This is a genomic window from Diaphorobacter aerolatus (genome assembly GCF_014489535.1).
Classification (GTDB): Bacteria; Pseudomonadota; Gammaproteobacteria; order Burkholderiales; family Burkholderiaceae_C; genus Diaphorobacter_A; species Diaphorobacter_A aerolatus.
Window position 1 is genome coordinate 189951 of record NZ_CP060783.1, and the last position, 15178, is coordinate 205128.

Here is a 15178-nt window from a genome sequence, read left to right on the forward strand (position 1 = left end):
TGAAAGGACCAAGACAATGACGCTCAAAACGCGCGCGATTCTCGCGGCAACCCTGGCGCTCGCCGCCGTTTCGGCCCAGGCCCACGACATGTGGTTCAAGCCATCGAGCACCGTGCTCTCCAAGTCCGACTGGGTGACCGTGGATGCGGCCGTGTCCAACGATGTGTTCTTCTTCAATCATCGCCCGCTGGGTCTGGAGAACGTGAAGGTCACCGCGCCCGATGGCATGGACGTCGAGCTGAAGAACGCGCACAAGGGCGAACTGCGCAGCGTGTTCGATTTCAAGCCCGAGAAGCCCGGCACCTACCGCGTCAGCATGCTGACGAACGGTGTGCTTGGCAGCTACAAGGACGCGAGCGGCCAGCCCCGACGTGTGCGCGGACCAGTGGATGAAGTCCTCAGGAAGATTCCTGCCGATGCCACGAACGTGAACATCATCGAGAACGTGCGCCGCATGGAAACCTTCGTTTCCGTGGGCAAGCCCTCGGCCTTGGGCGTGACGGGCAAGGGACTTGAACTCAAGGCCGTGACCCATCCCAATGATCTGGTGAGCAGCGAAGAGGCCCGGTTTGAATTTTTCCTCGACGGCAAGCCCGCAGGGAATCTGGAGGTGGAACTCGTGGCCGATGGCATTCGTTATCGCGATGGCGTGGAGCCGCTCAAGCTCAGGACCGACGCGAACGGTCTGCTCAAGGTGAAGTTCCCGCGTCCCGGCCTGTTCTGGCTTAGCACCGACGCCAAGGATCACCAGACCAGCGTGGCCAACGCCACCGAACGCCGGCTTGGCTACGTCGCAACGCTGGAAGTGCTCCCATGATCATTTCGGCATGAGCGGCACGACCATGCGGGTGCGCTACGGCTCGGGTGTCTGGAGCCTTGCGAGCGGCAGCGCAGAACGGGGGCAGTGGCGCACAGCGCGGATTTTTCCGGGCGGCGCTGGCGTGTGCCAGCGGTCCAGCGTCAGCAGGATTCGCGCATTCATCGGCTCAAGGGCCAGACCATGGGTACGTCGTGGACGCTGAGTCTGCCGAACCCGGAATTTCTGGCGCTCGAGCCCGTTCAAGCCCTGATTCAGGATGTTCTGGATGACGTGATCGCGCAGATGAGCAACTGGGAGCCGACCTCCGTGATCTCGCGCTTCAACGACGCTCCCGAGGGTAGTTGGCACGCGTTGCCGCCCGCGTTCGTTCAGGTCCTTGGCGCGGCGCTGCATTGGGCCGAGCGCTCGGCGGAGCGCTCGATCCGACGATGGGCGCACTGGTGTCCCTTTGGGGTTTCGGCCCGCGCGCGGCGCCGCTCGCGCCGCATTCCGGCGTGCGGCCCGACGCGCGGCGCATAGAGGAGTGGCTGGCGGCTACGGGTCATGAACGGTTGAACTGGAAGGCGGGAATGCAGCGAATCCGGCAACCCGGTGGTCTGCGGCTCGATCTTTGCGGCATCGCGAAAGGCTTTGCGGTCGATGCGGTGGTGCGCGCGCTGCAACTGTCTGGCTGGCCCGGTGGGCTGTTCGACATTGGCGGCGAGCTGCGTAGCTGGGGTGAAAAACCGCAGGGCGGCGCATGGCAGGTGCGGCTCGGCGGTCACGACGAAGCAATGCAGGCGCCCTTGGTGGTGGCGGTCAGGAACGCGGCCTTCGCAACCTCAGGCGACCGGTGGCACCACTTTTTCGCGGATGGCCAGCGCTATTCGCACACGCTCGATCCGCGCACGGGTTGGCCGATCACGCACTCCCTCGCAAGCGTGACCGTGCGCCACGACGAGTGCATGCATGCCGACGCGCTGGCGACGGTGCTCACGGTGCTGGGTGCCGTGCAGGGGATGGCGTTTGCCCGGGCTCACGACGTTGCCGCCGTGTTCTGCGACCGTGAGTCGCCACCGCGCATGACACCGGCATGGAAGGCGCACCTCGAATCATGATGCCGGACTGGATCTTGTCTCCCGCGCGATTGGCGGGGGTCGGTGGTTTGCTTGTCGCCTACGCGGCTTTGTGCGCGCGGGTCGCCTGGACCGTCAGGCGACAACGCCTCGATGTCCTGCGGGACAACGATGCTCCCGCAGCGGCTGGCGACAGTCCTGCAGTGCTGGTGGCGTATGCCAGTCAGACCGGTCAGGCCGAGAGCCTGGCACACGAGGCGACGCGGATGCTGCGTGAAAGCGATCTGCGTGTGACGCTTCTGCCCGTCGATGCGGTGACCGCGAATACCTTGGGTGCGCACCCACGCAGCCTGTGGCTTGTCTCGACCACGGGCGAGGGTGACGCGCCCGATCACGCGCTGGGTTTCGTGCAGAACGTGCTCACGGAGCGCGTGGATTTGACCGGGCACGAGGCACTGGTGTTGGCGCTTGGGGATCGCGAATATCGGCACTACTGTGCATTTGGCGAGCGCTTGCAGCAGTGGCTGACGGCGCAGGGCGCCAAAAGCGAATGGATCTGTGTGGACAACATGAGTTGCTCGGCGCTGCGCCTCTGGCAGTCCGGCGTGTCCGCACTGCGGCAGGAGCTGCTTTGCGACGCGCAGGAATCCAGGCCTGGGCCACCGGTGGAGGAAGAATGGTTGTTGCCGCCCGAAGCGACGATTTTCCGGCTCGCGCGGCGCACGCTGCTCAATGCCGGGAGTCAGGGTGGCGCGTTGTACCAGCTCGATTTTGTCGTAAACGACAGCGATCTGCCGCACTGGCAGTCCGGCGATCTCGCGTCGCTTTGCCTGCCTGCCGATCCTGAACATGCGCGTGACTATTCGATTGCGTCCATTCCGGCGGATGGCGAGTTGCAGTTGCTCGTGCGGCAGAGCACGCGCGCCGATGGCTCGCCGGGCGTGGCCTCCAACTGGCTTTGCACGGGCATGAATGTCGGAGATTCAGTTGCGCTCACGATTCGGCAGCACAGCAGTTTCCGGCTTGGTGACAACGCGAATCGGCCGCTGATATTGATCGGCAATGGTTCGGGCCTCGCGGGCCTGCTGAGCCACATGCGAGCGCGCATTGCCGGCGGGCAGGGCGAGCAATGGCTGCTGTTTGGCGAACGCTATCCGGCGCATGATGCGATTCTCGGCGAGCAGCTTCGGCAGTGGATGCAGCGTGGACGCCTGGCGCGGCTCGATCTCGCATGGTCGCGCGGCAGTGGCGAAAGAACCTACGTGCAGGATGTGCTTCTTCAGCAGGCAGACGTGTTGAAGACCTGGGTGGAACGCGGCGCCGCGATCTATGTCTGCGGCAGTCGGCAAGGCATGGGGCAGGGCGTGCACCACGTGCTCACGCAGATTCTGGGCGACGAGGGATTGCGGGTGCTGAGTCAGTCAGGCCGCTATCGTCGGGACGTTTATTGACGCGGCATGAGCGGACTCTCAGCCGATGGCCGAGTCCGCTGCAATCAGAGCCATGAGCGCCGTGACGCGCGCGTCTTCACCGATAGGAGTCTGGAGCCGCAGTTCAAGCACCGGGTAGCGCAGTTGCAGGTCGTGAACCATGCGCGGCAGGTCCTCGCGCGCGTGGCGACCCGCGCCGAGAAACATCGGCATGACGCTGATTTTGTGAATGCCTCGTGCAGCCCAATCCTGCACGACGGTGGATAGATCGGGTTCGTTCAGTTCCAGGTACGCGCATGCGACGGCGACGTCGCCCCGCTGCGTTTCGATCAACCGCGCGACGGCCTCGATGGGCAGCCGCCACTGTGGATCGCGCGAGCCGTGTGCAAACAGGATGACGCCGGAATCTGGCATGAGCGTTCTCGTCGGCCGCTGCGCTAACGTCTGAGCACCAACCAGCCAAAGGCGGCGAGTGACAACAGCGAGTAGATCAGCCCCGGCGCGGCAGCGGTGAGCATCGGCGACCAGTTCTGCAGATTGCCCGCAAAGCCGAACACGTTGTTGAGCAGGAAGAAGCTGATCCCCGCCATTACGCCGCCGAAAACGTAACCCGCAATGCCGCCGGAACGGAAATGCAGATAGGCAAACGGCAGCGACAGCACCACCATCACGAGACAGCTCAGCGGGTAGAACACCTTACGCCAGAATTCGATGTCATAGCGCTGCGTGCTCTGGCCGTTGGCTTCGAGGTGGCGCGTGTACTGGAACAGCTCCAGCGTGGACATCTTGTCGGGCTTGAGCACGGCGGCGGACACCATGCTGGAAGTAATGCGGGTCTTCCACTGGAATTCGGGCAGTTGGGTGCGCTCGACCTTCATGTCCCCGGTATTGCTGCGCTGGAATTCGCTGCGGCGCACGTTCTCGAGCACCCAGCCGTCGCCTGCGGATGTGAAATGCCCACGCTCGGCCTGCGTGGTCGAGGCGGTGTAACCATCCGCATCGAACTCGAAAATACGCACGTTGCGCATCTCGCCCGCCGTGTCGATGGCGCGCACGTTGACGGCAAAACTGTGGTCGCCTTGCCGTTCCTTGAGCCAGGCTCCGGTCACGCCGGTGGTGATCTGCCCCGCGCGGCGCGCCTTGACGAGTTCGGCAGCCTTTTCGCTGACCGGTGCGACATAGTCGCCCATCACAAAGGTGAACGCGACGAAGGCGCCACCGAGCAGCAGCAGCGTGCTGAGCGCGCGCCACGGACCGAGTCCGCTGGTGCGCATGATGGTGAATTCCGACGTTTGCGCAAGACGCGCCATCACGAAGATCGTGCCGATCAGCACGCTGATCGGAAGCAGCTCATAGATATGCTGCGGCACGCGCAGCGTCACGTAGAGCAGTGCGTGCATCAACTGGTAGGTCTTGCCGATCCAGCGCAGTTCGTCGACCAGATCGAAGAAAAAAAACAGCGCGAGAAACGCCAGCGTGACAAAGCCCACACCGACGATGACCTCGCGATAGATGAAACGGCGAATGGTCTTCATGCCGCGCTCCTTCTCGTCGCCTTGTCGCCCGACAGCAGCTTGCGGATCGACCATTGGTTGTGGCGCGCGGCCAGCAACAACAGGGCCAGCAGAAAGGTGCCGCCGTGCAGCAGGAACATGAAGGACACCATGCCCACGCGTTGTGCGGTGATCCAGCTCTGGCCCACCGTCATCAGGTTGTAGTAGACGACGAACGCAAACAGCGCAAATGCCAGGCTGCTGCTGCGTCCCGCGCGCGGATTGACCACGGCGACCGCGAGGCCCAGCAACACGAAGTTCAGCGCGGCGAACGCAAGGCCGATGCGCCAGCCGAGTTCGCCTCGGAACGCGGGGATGGCGGAGCCCACCAGTTCGAGCGTGTCGCGCGTCTTGAGCGCGACGTCGTCGATGCCTCCGGCCTGCGCTTCACCGACGCGTGTCCCGTACTCGGCGAATTCGCTCACGCGCAGGCCCGGTTTGCCCAGCGGCATTTCAAGCCGCTGGCCGTTGAACAGCAGCGCCATGCGGTTGCCGCTCTGGGTTTCCAGGCGCGCGCTTTCCGCCGAGGTCACGGTTTCCTTGGTCGGCTCGTTGGTGGCGATGAAGACGTTGCTGGCCGTCGTGGCATCGGGCGAGTCGCGGTCGATGAAGAACACGCGCGAGCCGTTGGACGATTCCTGGAACTGGCCCGGCGCGATGCGATCCACGTCGCTGCGCTGCTCGTACTGCGACTTGAGTTCCTGAATCTGCTGATTGGCCCAGGGCCAGACGATGAGCGAGAGCGCGGCAATCGCGAGCATCACCGGCCACGCGAAGCGCAGCAGCGGCGGCAGCAAACTCATGAGGCCCCGGCCGCTCGCAAACCAGATCACCATCTCGCTGTCGCGGTACATGCGCGAGAGAACGCCCACGATGGCGACAAACAGGCAAAGGCTCAGAATGGTGGGCAATTGGCCAAGGACGGTGTAGCCCATGACCAGCATGACGTCCTGCGGATTGACGCTGCCGCGCGAGGCTTGACCGAGGGTGCGGATCAGCATCATCGTCATGACGATGGTCACCAGCACCACGAGAGTCGCGCCAAAACTGCGTGCCAGCTCCTTGCGGATGGATGAATCGAATAACATTGTGTCGAAGGAAAACACCGATTATGAACTTCGAACTGACCACTCTCTCGTTATCTGCCGCTTCCAGCCAGAAATGCGATGCCCTCATCGTGTTGGTCCCAGAAGGCGTGAAGCCGGGTAAGGATGCGGTTTCCGCGATCCTGGCACAGGCGCTCAAGTCCGGTGATCTGGAGCTCAAGGCCGGGAAAAACCTGCAGATGTATGCATCGCCACTGATCGCGGCGCGGCGAGTGATTCTGGCCGGAACCGGTGATGGTAGCGCGCGCGGCGTGCGTCAGGCGCTGGCAGGGGTCGCGAATGTCCTGAAATCCCCCAAGGTGAAAAAGGCCGTTGTGGTTTTTGCGGGCAAGTCCTCGGCCGATGCGGTGGCGGTGGCGGTGCAGTGCTGCGCCGACCTTGGTTATGTCTACACCACGACCAAGACCAAGGCGGAACCGGTTGCGCTCGCCCGCCTGGTCGTGGGTGTGGAAGACGCGGGCAAGGTCAAGGCTTCGTTCGACATGGCCTGTGCCATCGCCAAGGGTGTGGAATTTGCCCGCGAATGGGCGAATCGCCCGGCCAACCACGCCACGCCCACGCTGCTGGCCAATGCGGCCAAGGGCCTGGTGACCACGGGCATCACCTGCAAGGTGCACGGTCCTGCCGAGGTCGCCCGGCTCGGAATGGGCGCGTTCATGGCGGTGTCGCAGGGCTCGGCCGAGCAACTGCGCTTCATCGAACTGCGCTATAACGGCGCGGCCAAGTCGGAAGCACCGGTGGTACTGGTCGGCAAGGGCATCACGTTCGACACCGGTGGCATTTCGCTCAAGCCGGCGGCCGAGATGGACGAAATGAAGTTCGACATGGGCGGCGCGGCCAGCGTGCTCGGGTGTTCACGGCGCTTGCCGAGCTGCGTCCCGCGGTCAACGTGGTCGGGCTGATTCCTGCGTGCGAGAACATGCCCGATGGCAATGCGCTCAAGCCCGGTGACGTGGTGACCAGCATGAACGGCCAGACCATCGAAGTGCTGAACACCGACGCCGAGGGCCGTCTCGTGCTGTGTGACGCGATTACCTACGCCGCACGTTTCAAGCCACGCGCGCTGGTCGATATTGCCACCCTGACCGGAGCCTGCGTGATCGCCCTGGGCAGCCAGCGCAGCGGCCTGTTCGCGTCCGATGATGCGCTCGCCGCCCAGTTGGAGGCCGCTGGCGATGCGGCCCACGATCTGTGCTGGCGCATGCCGCTGGACGATGAATACGCCGAGGGCCTGCGCAGCAACTTTGCCGATGTGGCCAACGTGGCGGGTCGCGCGGGTGGCGCGATCACGGCCGCCAAATTCCTGCAACGCTTCACCGGCAGTACGCCCTGGGCGCATCTGGACATCGCAGGTTCGGCGTGGAAGAGCGGGCCGTCCAAGGGCGCGACCGGCCGTCCCGTGGGACTTTTGATGCACTATCTGGCGGGCGACGCCGGAACTGCCAGGCCCGCGAGCAAGACCAAGGCCGTGCGCAAGTCGGCTGCGGTTCGCAAGACGGTCTGAGCTCCGCAGTATTCGTTCGAGACGCCATGACCGAAGTCGCATTTCATTTCAACGCGCCAGACAAGCTGGCCTACGCCTGCCGCTTTGCCCGCAAGGCGCTCAAACACGGCGCGCGCGTGGTGGTGACGGGTGGCGCGGCTGAACTCCAGGCGCTCGACCGCATGATGTGGGCGCTGGGTCCAACGGATTTCGTGGCTCACGCGCTGGCCGATGCAGACCCCGACGTGGTGGCAGCCTCGCCGGTACTCCTGGCCGTGCAGCCGCTTTCGGTGGCCATGCGTGACGTGCTGCTCAACCTGGGCTCGCAGCTTCCTTCCGGCTTTGAACAGTTCGAGAAGGTGATCGAGGTGGTCAGCGCGAGCGATGAGCAGGATCGTCAATCGGCCCGCACGCGCTGGCGTCAGTACGCTGCACAAGGTTACGAGATCGTTCGCCACGATCTTGTTTTGAAAGAAAATGCCTGACATGGCATCTGCTTCTTCCACCACTCCACCCAAATTCGTTCCGACCCTGACCGAGGAGGTCGATTTGCCCGCAGACGCGCAGATGGCGGAGGCCCTGTTGGCCCCGGCGGAAGTGCCCGGCGGGTATGAACTGCCCGCCGGAGTTGACGATGACGACGAGCTGCCGCCGCCGTCCCCGGAGTCTGGCGAGACCCCGGAATCCGCGACGGTCCTGGAATCGGATGATGCCGAAGTTCTCTCGCCAACGACGCAGATGACGCAGGAGCCCGGCGACGCGCGTGCTCCCTCCGTGCAGGCACCGTCATTGCCGCAAACCGTGATCACCGCGCAACCCGTTCCGTTGCCCGATGGTTACGAAGAGTATGTGGTGCATCGCGTCATGCAGCGCGTGGACGTGATGCTTGAACAGCGTTTGCGAGATGCCATCGCTCAGGTGATCCAGGAGCAGACGCGCTCCATCGTTCCTCGTTTGCGTGAAGAAGTGGAGTCGGTCGTGCGCCAGTCGGTGTATGAGGCGGTGGCTGACGAGCTGGCCTCGACTCAGGGGTCGAGGTAACGCGCAAGGTCCGGCGTTTGGCCTGAAATGAGGCGCCTTGCACCAGAAGGGATTTCCCGAATGTGGTGCGCCGCGCACGGTTGGCGCGTAAAGAATCTGTGAATGGCAAACTATGTTCTCATTGCATAGGCGTTCGGTGCTGCGCCTGTCCCCGCACTTTATTGCCGCGCAACCGCGCCAGCTAACGCTCCCGCTCGAACGAGGCCATATATGGCCTGCAAATTGCATCAATCGATTGTCCCGACATGTTCGGTCATGCAGAGATTCCCTAGTGTTTCAGAGTATGAATTGCGCTATGTTTCACCGCGTTGGGACAAAACCATATATCTCAGCGTTTTCTAATTTGGAGATTCGTATGCAATTGAAGTTGAAGTTGACTATCGCTGCTGCAATTGCGGCAGTGGCCGGCATGGCATCCGCTCAAGAGGTGGTGAAGATCGGTCACGTGGGCCCCGTATCCGGGCCTCAGGGTCACTACGGCAAGGACAATGAAAATGGCGCGCGCATGGCCGTTGACGATCTGAACGCCAAGGGCGTGACCATCGGTGGCAAGAAGGTGAAGTTCGAGCTGATGGCCGAAGACGATGCTGCCGATCCGAAGCAGGGCACCGCCGCTGCGCAGAAGCTGTGCGACGCCAAGGTCGCCGGCGTGGTGGGCCACTTGAATTCGGGCGTCACGATTCCAGCCTCGAAGATCTACAACGACTGCGGCGTGCCAATGGTGACCGGCGCCGCGACCAACCCGAACCTGACCAAGCCGGGTTACGACACGACCTACCGCATCATCGCCAACGACAACGCGCTCGGTGCCGCACTCGCAGCCTACGCTGCGGACACGCTCAAGCTCAAGACCGTCGCCGTGATTGATGACCGTACGGCCTACGGCCAGGGTCTCGCCAGCGTGTTCAAGAAAGTGGCTGCCGAAAAGGGCATCAAGGTTGTTGAAGAACAGTTCACGACCGACAAGTCCACCGACTTCATGGCGATTCTGACTGCCATCAAGGCAAAGAATCCTGATGCCGTGTTCTACGGCGGCATGGACGCTCAGGCCGGCCCGATGCTGCGCCAGATGGCCCAGCTCGGTCTGACCAAGCAGAAGTACTTCGGCGGCGACGGTTTCTGCACCACCGAACTCGCCAAGCTGTCTGCCGGTGCGCCGACGCTTGCCAATGTCATCTGCGCCGTGGGCGGTGCTTCGCTCGAGAAGATGCCCGGCGGCAAGGACTGGAAGACTCGTTACGACGCCAAGTTCCCTGGCCAGTTCCAGGTCTACAGCCCGTACAAGTACGACGCCACGATGCTGCTCGCCGACGCCATGGTGCGCGCCGGTTCTTCGGATCCGAAGAAGTACATTCCCGAGCTCAAGAAGTCCAACTACCAGGGCGTGACCGCGAAGATCTCGTTCGAGCCCAATGGTGAGATGAAGAACCCGGCCGTGACGCTGTTCGCATACAAGAACGGCGACAAGGTGCCGCTGAACTGAGTTGCGTTCGGCAAGTGAAGCAGGGGCTCCTCGGAGCCCCTTTTTTCTGCGTGTCTTGCGCGGCGGCATTCGCGCCGCTTAGACCAACCGTCAGCGCCGGACCTGCAGCGCGCCGGGATTCACGATGTTGGTGGGCGTGCCCTTGACGAAGTTGACCACGTTGTCAAACGCCGCGCCGAAATACAGCTCGTAGCTATCCTGCTCCACATAGCCTATGTGCGGCGTGCATACGCAGTTTTCGAGTCGGAGCAGCGCGTGTCCCTGCAGAATCGGCTCGCTCTCGAAAACGTCCACGGCGGCCATGCCGGGGCGGCCGCGGTTGAGCGCGGCGATCAACGCATCGGGCTCTATCAGTTCCGCACGCGAGGTGTTGACGATCAGCGCCGTGGGTTTCATCTGGCTCAGGTCTTCGAGCTTCACAATGCCGCGAGTCTCTTCGTTGAGCCGCAGATGCAGGGAAATCACATCGCATTGCGAGAAGAATTCCGCGCGCGTGGAGGCAACCTGGAAGCCGTCGCTCAAGGCCTGCGCACGCGAGGCCTCGCGACCCCAGACTCGCACATTCATGCCGAATGCCTTGGCGTAGCCTGCGACGATGCGGCCGATCTTGCCGTAGCCCCAGATGCCCAGCGTCTTGCCTCGCAGAACCATGCCGAGTCCGAAATTCGGCGGCATCGATGCCGAGCGCATGCCCGATTGTTGCCAAGCACCATGCTTGAGGTTGGCGATGTATTGCGGCAGACGGCGCGTCGCGGCCATGATCAGCGCCCAAGTCAGTTCCGCCGGTGCCACCGGCGAGCCAACACCTTCGGCAATCGCGATGCCTTTTTCGGTGCACGCGGCAACGTCGATGTGCGAGCCGACCTTGCCGGTTTGAGCAATGAGCTTGAGGCGCGGTAGCTTTTCCACCAGTTGCTTGGAGATCTGGGTGCGCTCGCGGATCAGCACGATGATGTCGGCGTCCTTCAGGCGCACCGACAATTGGCCGAGACCTTTGACCGTATTGGTGTAAACCTTGGCGGAATATCGTTCGAGCCGCTCGGCGCAATGGAGTTTGCGTACGGCGTCTTGATAGTCGTCCAGAATGACAATGTTCATGTTGTTTACTGCAACTGCGTGGTCGGCGGGGCTGACCTGAAAAATCAAACAATGCTGGGCAGCATGATAGGAGCGATGCGCGTGGCTGTCATTGTCGTTGATGACACTGCGCACGCGCCAGATGCTGCCAATCCCGATACAAGCATACACGCCGAAGCGCGCGCCTGTTGTTTGCCCGGTCAACGGTAGGCACTGGGTAGACGTTGAGCCAAGATGAATCGCTGCGCTCCGGTCAATACTGGTGCTTACAGCTTTTATTGAGTGATTCAGATCCAGCTTCCTAGCGGTGCTTACCATGGCGGCGCATTCAACAACACAAGGAATTGCCCATGACGGAACCCACAGACACTTCACGCATATGCTCCGAGAACACGCGCCGCGCCGTGCGTCAACGCGTGCGCGCGGGCGTCGCTGGCGTGTTGCTGGCAACGCTGGGCGTTGCTGCCAGCGCGCAGGTTTACCTCGGCGGCTCGGTCGGTGGGCAGATTGCTCCGGGTGTCTATGGACGCGTGGACCTCGGCGGCGCTCCGCCGCCGCCCGTCATTTATCAGCAGCCCGTGATCATCGCTCCGCCACGTGTCGTGGTGCCTGCCGAACCCGTCTATATGTATGTGCCGCCTGGCCATGCGAAACACTGGGGCAAGCATTGCGCCCGGTATGGCGCATGCGGTCAGAACGTCTACTTTCTGAGAAACCCGCCACCGCAGTTTCACCGTGGCCCGCCGCCGCGCCATGCGCGTGATCGCGACGACCGTTGGGATCGCCGTGATCGGGACGACCGATACGACAGGCACGATCACCGTGACTATCGCCGGGATCGCGACGACCGCGACGATTACCGCGGCAACGGCCATGGGCACGGCCGAGGTCACGGTCGTGACTGATTGAGCGTTGCCCGGCACGGCGGTCTGCAGATTTTCACGATCCTGGCTGCCCGATTCGCCCTTGCGCCTTGCACAAGGGTTTAAGCTCCGGGCCTATGGCCCACGTCACGTTTTCCCCTCCTTACTCTCCCGCGGATCAGGTAGCGACCCAGTTGCGTGACCGCGGGTTTGCCGTCTTGCAGCCCAGCGACGTTGCCGACTGGATCGGTTGCGACATCAAGGAACTGCAAGCCCTGTCGGCCCGTTGGGCCGATCTGCCGCCGACGAGTTTCTGAAGGACGGTGGACGCTACCGCAGGCGGCGTCACTCGTGCTTTGTGGTGCAGGGCGAGCGCTATGAACAAGTGCCGCATCGCGCGCATTGGCAGCCCGTGGAATACAACGCATTGCATGGCGGCATGCAGCGCTGGTTTGCTCCCATGCAGGAAGCCACGGTGGCGCACGCGGTGTGGCCGCAGATGATGCGCGCGCTCGCACAACTCGCACAGGATGCGATTGCGCGCGATGGCACGCTCAAACCCTGGTTCATCGAGGCGCACCAGTTCAGGATCGACACCTCGGACGGTATCGGACGCCCGACGCCCGAGGGCGCGCACCGTGATGGCGTGGATCTCGTGGCGGTGTTCCTGGTGGATCGTCAGGGTGTGAAGGGCGGCGAGACCCGCATCTTCGAGGCGACAGGTCCGAACGGGCAACGCTTCACATTGGCCGAGCCATGGTCGGTGATGCTGCTCGACGATGCCCGCATGATCCATGAGACTACGCCGATACAGCCATCGGGAGCGGTGGGCTGGCGTGATACGCTGGTCGTCACCTGTCGCGCAGGTGAATTTCAGAATGCAGGGGGAACCGGGGCGGGTTGATTTGAGTCAACAGCCTGGAGGGCGCAGAGTCCGAAACTCATCAACCGCTTCGTTCTTTGGTTGGACGGTTCAGTTTTTTAGTGCAGGAGAGAATTCATGTTTTCCAATATTCTGATCCCGGTCGATGGTTCCACAACGGCTTTGAGCGCGGTTTCCAAAGCCGCTGGCCTGGCAAAGACCTACGGCAGCACGGTGACGGTGCTCTATGTCATCGATCCCTATCCCTTTACCGGCGTGGGCGCTGATTTTGCCTATGGCCAGTCGCAGTATTTGACGGCAGCGAGCGCCGAAGCCAATTCCGCGCTGGATGCCGCGAGCAAGGCGTTGGTGGAAGCGGGCGTTGAAAAAGTGGTCACCAAGATGGGCGAGGGCCACGCCATTCACGAGGGCATTCATCGCGCAGCCAAGGAGGTTGGCGCCGATCTGATCGTCATGGGCTCGCATGGCCGCAAGGGTCTGGAAAAGCTGGTGCTGGGTAGCGTCACTCAGCGTGTGCTCGGTATCTCCGAGATTCCGGTGCTCGTGGTGCGCGACTGATAGGGCCGCAGGGTGGCTCGCTTGCCACATGAAAACTGCAACGGCCCTTTCACGGGCCGTTTTTCTTTGATCGAGTGCGCGCCTTCCTATCCACCGAACAGGCGCGAGATCCAGCCCTTTTTCTTGTGGCGCTGCTCCAGTTCCCGTAGCACCTCGGCCTTGATGCGGGTTACTTCGGCCGACGGTCCGCTTGCCTGGGCCATGCGCAGATAGGTCTTTGCCGCATCCACGTAGCCATGGTCCTCGTTGCGGATGTGGTTGAACAGCCAGCGGGAGAGCATCGAGTGAAGTTCTGCCGTGACGTCCTCACCCGAATCGAATCGCGACTGCATCTCGGCTACGCGCCGGGTGAACAGCTCGTGCACCTTCTTGTGCGGACCTGCGAACATGTAGCCCGCATTTTCGATCAGCGCTTCTTCAAACACGAAGTGGGAGAGGGTGTAGTCCACCATTTCGCTGATCACGTTGCCGAGTTCCTCGCGGTCGTGTGTCGCTCTCACTTCATGCAGTTTGTTGATGTATTCGACGATACGACGATGCTGCCTGTCGATTTCGTCAATGCCAGTATCCAGTTCTGGCAACCAAACCAGCAAGGCCATGTACTTCTCCAATGTCAATGTGTGAAGAAGTATCTTTTGTCATGATGCTGTACATCCTGATGTAAGTCATGACTGCCGGGAAGACGAGAGGGTTCGCTGAGTGAAATTTCCTACGTCACTCTTTGGTTCGATAGCAATAAAAAACAACCGCGCGAGGAGCTGCGCGCGGTTGTGGATGTGTGAGGCTTATTCGATCTTCACGCCCGATGCCTCGACGATGCCCTTCCATTGCGTATATTCGGAATTCAACTGCTTGCCGAAATCCGCAGGCGACATGGCGAGAGGCTCCGCGCCCTGTGCGTGGATGGCCGCCTTCAATTCAGGAGTGGCGAGGAGCTTGTTGATTTCGGTGTTGAGCGTGGTCACCACATTGGCGGGCGTGCCGGCCGGTGCCATCACGCCATACCAGGTGCTCACATCGAAGCCCTTGTAGCCGGATTCCGCAACCGTTGGCACGTCGGGCAGCGAGGAACTGCGCTTGGCCGAGGTGACCGCGAGTGGGCGCAGCTTGCCTGACTGGATCTGTCCCATGGCCGACGGAACCGACGAAACCAGCAGATCGACGTTGCCCGCGAGTGCGTCCATCATCGCGGGATTGGAGCCCTTGTACGGCACGTGGCTCAGCTTGATGCCTGCCGCCTTTTCAAAGAGGTCGCCGGCCAGATGGATCGAGGTGCCGTTGCCGGGCGAACCATAGGTCACCGCGCCCGGATTGGCCTTGGCGGCGGCGACCACGTCGGCAAGCGTCTTGTATTTGGAGTTTGCCGACGTCGCGATGATCACCGGCGTATAGGCCACGTGCGCGACGGCGGTCAGGTCTTTCGTGGGATTCCAGGGCAGGTTCTTGTACAGCCATGGACCGATGACCAGATTGTCCTTCTGGCCCATCACGATGTCGTAGCCTGTGGGTTGGGCCTTGGCGACTTCGCCGATGCCGATGGTGCCGCCAGCGCCGGGCTTGTTGTCGGCCACCACCGTCCACTTGTTGGTCTTGCTGAGTTCGTTGGCGATCAGGCGCGCCAGAATGTCCGTGCCGCCGCCCGGAGGAAAGGGAATCACGAGACGCACGGGCTTGGTGGGATAGCTGGCCGCCGGGGCGTTCTGGGCGTGGGCCATGCCGCCAACGGCGAGTGCGAGATAGGCGGCAACGGCCGTGGTTGTTGTGAATGTGCGGCGCATCATCATGATGTGAAAGTCTCTCCTGCGAATGGAAAAAGGCCCCGTCTG

General features: G+C 62.4%; 13 protein-coding genes and 3 pseudogenes. 10 read left to right on the forward strand and 6 right to left on the reverse strand.

The window, feature by feature from the left end; all coding sequences use genetic code 11:
• Positions 1 to 16 precede the first annotated feature (16 nt).
• The 3 genes and pseudogenes from H9K75_RS00950 (at position 17) to H9K75_RS00960 (ending at position 3326) form a co-directional block, all read left to right on the forward strand.
• Entirely contained in the window at positions 17 to 817 is an 801-nt protein-coding gene (locus H9K75_RS00950) for a DUF4198 domain-containing protein (protein ID WP_187724416.1), read from the forward strand.
• 183 nt (positions 818 to 1000) lie between these two features.
• Positions 1001 to 1917: pseudogene (locus H9K75_RS00955) on the forward strand (FAD:protein FMN transferase).
• Positions 1893 to 3326 carry a sulfite reductase subunit alpha gene (locus H9K75_RS00960; protein WP_226858444.1) on the forward strand — a complete coding sequence of 478 codons (1434 nt, stop codon included), beginning with the start codon at positions 1893 to 1895 and terminating at the stop codon, positions 3324 to 3326. The pseudogene H9K75_RS00955 and the gene H9K75_RS00960 overlap by 25 nt, the downstream one beginning before the upstream one ends.
• Before the next feature lie 18 nt (positions 3327 to 3344).
• On the opposite strand, the gene H9K75_RS00965 is transcribed toward H9K75_RS00960, so the two are convergent.
• From H9K75_RS00965 to lptF, 3 genes are read right to left on the reverse strand one after another with little or no spacing between them, the layout of a single operon-like run.
• Positions 3345 to 3719, reverse strand: coding sequence for a sirohydrochlorin chelatase (locus H9K75_RS00965; RefSeq protein WP_187724417.1), 375 nt, complete (start codon positions 3717 to 3719; stop codon positions 3345 to 3347).
• A gap of 23 nt (positions 3720 to 3742) precedes the next feature.
• Entirely contained in the window at positions 3743 to 4840 is a 1098-nt protein-coding gene (gene lptG / locus H9K75_RS00970) for an LPS export ABC transporter permease LptG (protein ID WP_187724418.1), read from the reverse strand.
• Positions 4837 to 5946 (reverse strand): LPS export ABC transporter permease LptF, encoded by a 1110-nt coding sequence (gene lptF, locus H9K75_RS00975; protein ID WP_187724419.1) that lies wholly within the window; start codon positions 5944 to 5946, stop codon positions 4837 to 4839. The genes lptG and lptF overlap by 4 nt, the downstream gene beginning before the upstream one ends.
• Before the next feature lie 23 nt (positions 5947 to 5969).
• Here lptF and H9K75_RS00980 point away from each other — a divergent pair.
• The 4 genes and pseudogenes from H9K75_RS00980 (at position 5970) to H9K75_RS00995 (ending at position 9971) form a co-directional block, all read left to right on the forward strand.
• Positions 5970 to 7468 (forward strand): annotated as a pseudogene (locus H9K75_RS00980) (leucyl aminopeptidase).
• Positions 7469 to 7494: 26 nt separating this feature from the next.
• Positions 7495 to 7932, forward strand: a complete 438-nt coding sequence (locus tag H9K75_RS00985; RefSeq protein WP_187724420.1) for a DNA polymerase III subunit chi — start codon at positions 7495 to 7497, stop codon at positions 7930 to 7932.
• Between the two features lies 1 nt (position 7933).
• Entirely contained in the window at positions 7934 to 8488 is a 555-nt protein-coding gene (locus tag H9K75_RS00990) for a hypothetical protein (RefSeq protein WP_187724421.1), read from the forward strand.
• A 355-nt stretch (positions 8489 to 8843) separates the two neighbouring features.
• On the forward strand, positions 8844 to 9971 hold the full coding sequence (locus H9K75_RS00995) for a branched-chain amino acid ABC transporter substrate-binding protein (RefSeq protein WP_187724422.1): 1128 nt from the start codon (positions 8844 to 8846) through the stop codon (positions 9969 to 9971).
• Positions 9972 to 10061: 90 nt separating this feature from the next.
• On the opposite strand, the gene H9K75_RS01000 is transcribed toward H9K75_RS00995, so the two are convergent.
• Positions 10062 to 11069, reverse strand: coding sequence for a D-2-hydroxyacid dehydrogenase family protein (locus H9K75_RS01000; RefSeq protein WP_187724423.1), 1008 nt, complete (start codon positions 11067 to 11069; stop codon positions 10062 to 10064).
• 329 nt (positions 11070 to 11398) lie between these two features.
• Between H9K75_RS01000 and H9K75_RS01005 the strand changes: the two genes are divergently transcribed.
• The 3 genes and pseudogenes from H9K75_RS01005 to H9K75_RS01015 all read left to right on the forward strand — a co-directional run bounded on the left by H9K75_RS01005 (position 11399) and on the right by H9K75_RS01015 (position 13352).
• Positions 11399 to 11953 (forward strand): hypothetical protein, encoded by a 555-nt coding sequence (locus tag H9K75_RS01005; protein WP_187724424.1) that lies wholly within the window; start codon positions 11399 to 11401, stop codon positions 11951 to 11953.
• A gap of 95 nt (positions 11954 to 12048) precedes the next feature.
• Positions 12049 to 12815 (forward strand): annotated as a pseudogene (locus tag H9K75_RS01010) (2OG-Fe dioxygenase family protein).
• Between the two features lie 96 nt (positions 12816 to 12911).
• The gene (locus H9K75_RS01015; RefSeq protein WP_187724425.1) at positions 12912 to 13352 is read left to right on the forward strand and encodes a universal stress protein; all 441 of its coding nucleotides are present in this window, start codon (positions 12912 to 12914) and stop codon (positions 13350 to 13352) included.
• An 86-nt stretch (positions 13353 to 13438) separates the two neighbouring features.
• Here H9K75_RS01015 and H9K75_RS01020 read toward each other — a convergent pair whose 3' ends face one another.
• Complete coding sequence (locus tag H9K75_RS01020) at positions 13439 to 13951, reverse strand: bacteriohemerythrin (protein WP_187724426.1); 513 nt, start codon at positions 13949 to 13951, stop codon at positions 13439 to 13441.
• Positions 13952 to 14137: 186 nt separating this feature from the next.
• On the reverse strand, positions 14138 to 15136 hold the full coding sequence (locus H9K75_RS01025; RefSeq protein ID WP_404826393.1) for a Bug family tripartite tricarboxylate transporter substrate binding protein: 999 nt from the start codon (positions 15134 to 15136) through the stop codon (positions 14138 to 14140).
• Positions 15137 to 15178 lie beyond the last annotated feature (42 nt).

What these genes read in the sequence shown, in the direction of transcription:
- H9K75_RS00950 (WP_187724416.1), top strand. Translation starts at nt 17, where the DNA reads ATGACGCTCAAAACGCGCGCGATTCTCGCGGCAACCCTGGCGCTCGCC.
- H9K75_RS00960 (WP_226858444.1), top strand. Translation starts at nt 1,893, where the DNA reads ATGGAAGGCGCACCTCGAATCATGATGCCGGACTGGATCTTGTCTCCC.
- H9K75_RS00965 (WP_187724417.1), bottom strand. Translation starts at nt 3,719, where the DNA reads ATGCCAGATTCCGGCGTCATCCTGTTTGCACACGGCTCGCGCGATCCA.
- lptG (WP_187724418.1), bottom strand. Translation starts at nt 4,840, where the DNA reads ATGAAGACCATTCGCCGTTTCATCTATCGCGAGGTCATCGTCGGTGTG.
- lptF (WP_187724419.1), bottom strand. Translation starts at nt 5,946, where the DNA reads ATGTTATTCGATTCATCCATCCGCAAGGAGCTGGCACGCAGTTTTGGC.
- H9K75_RS00985 (WP_187724420.1), top strand. Translation starts at nt 7,495, where the DNA reads ATGACCGAAGTCGCATTTCATTTCAACGCGCCAGACAAGCTGGCCTAC.
- H9K75_RS00990 (WP_187724421.1), top strand. Translation starts at nt 7,934, where the DNA reads ATGGCATCTGCTTCTTCCACCACTCCACCCAAATTCGTTCCGACCCTG.
- H9K75_RS00995 (WP_187724422.1), top strand. Translation starts at nt 8,844, where the DNA reads ATGCAATTGAAGTTGAAGTTGACTATCGCTGCTGCAATTGCGGCAGTG.
- H9K75_RS01000 (WP_187724423.1), bottom strand. Translation starts at nt 11,069, where the DNA reads ATGAACATTGTCATTCTGGACGACTATCAAGACGCCGTACGCAAACTC.
- H9K75_RS01005 (WP_187724424.1), top strand. Translation starts at nt 11,399, where the DNA reads ATGACGGAACCCACAGACACTTCACGCATATGCTCCGAGAACACGCGC.
- H9K75_RS01015 (WP_187724425.1), top strand. Translation starts at nt 12,912, where the DNA reads ATGTTTTCCAATATTCTGATCCCGGTCGATGGTTCCACAACGGCTTTG.
- H9K75_RS01020 (WP_187724426.1), bottom strand. Translation starts at nt 13,951, where the DNA reads ATGGCCTTGCTGGTTTGGTTGCCAGAACTGGATACTGGCATTGACGAA.
- H9K75_RS01025 (WP_404826393.1), bottom strand. Translation starts at nt 15,136, where the DNA reads ATGATGATGCGCCGCACATTCACAACAACCACGGCCGTTGCCGCCTAT.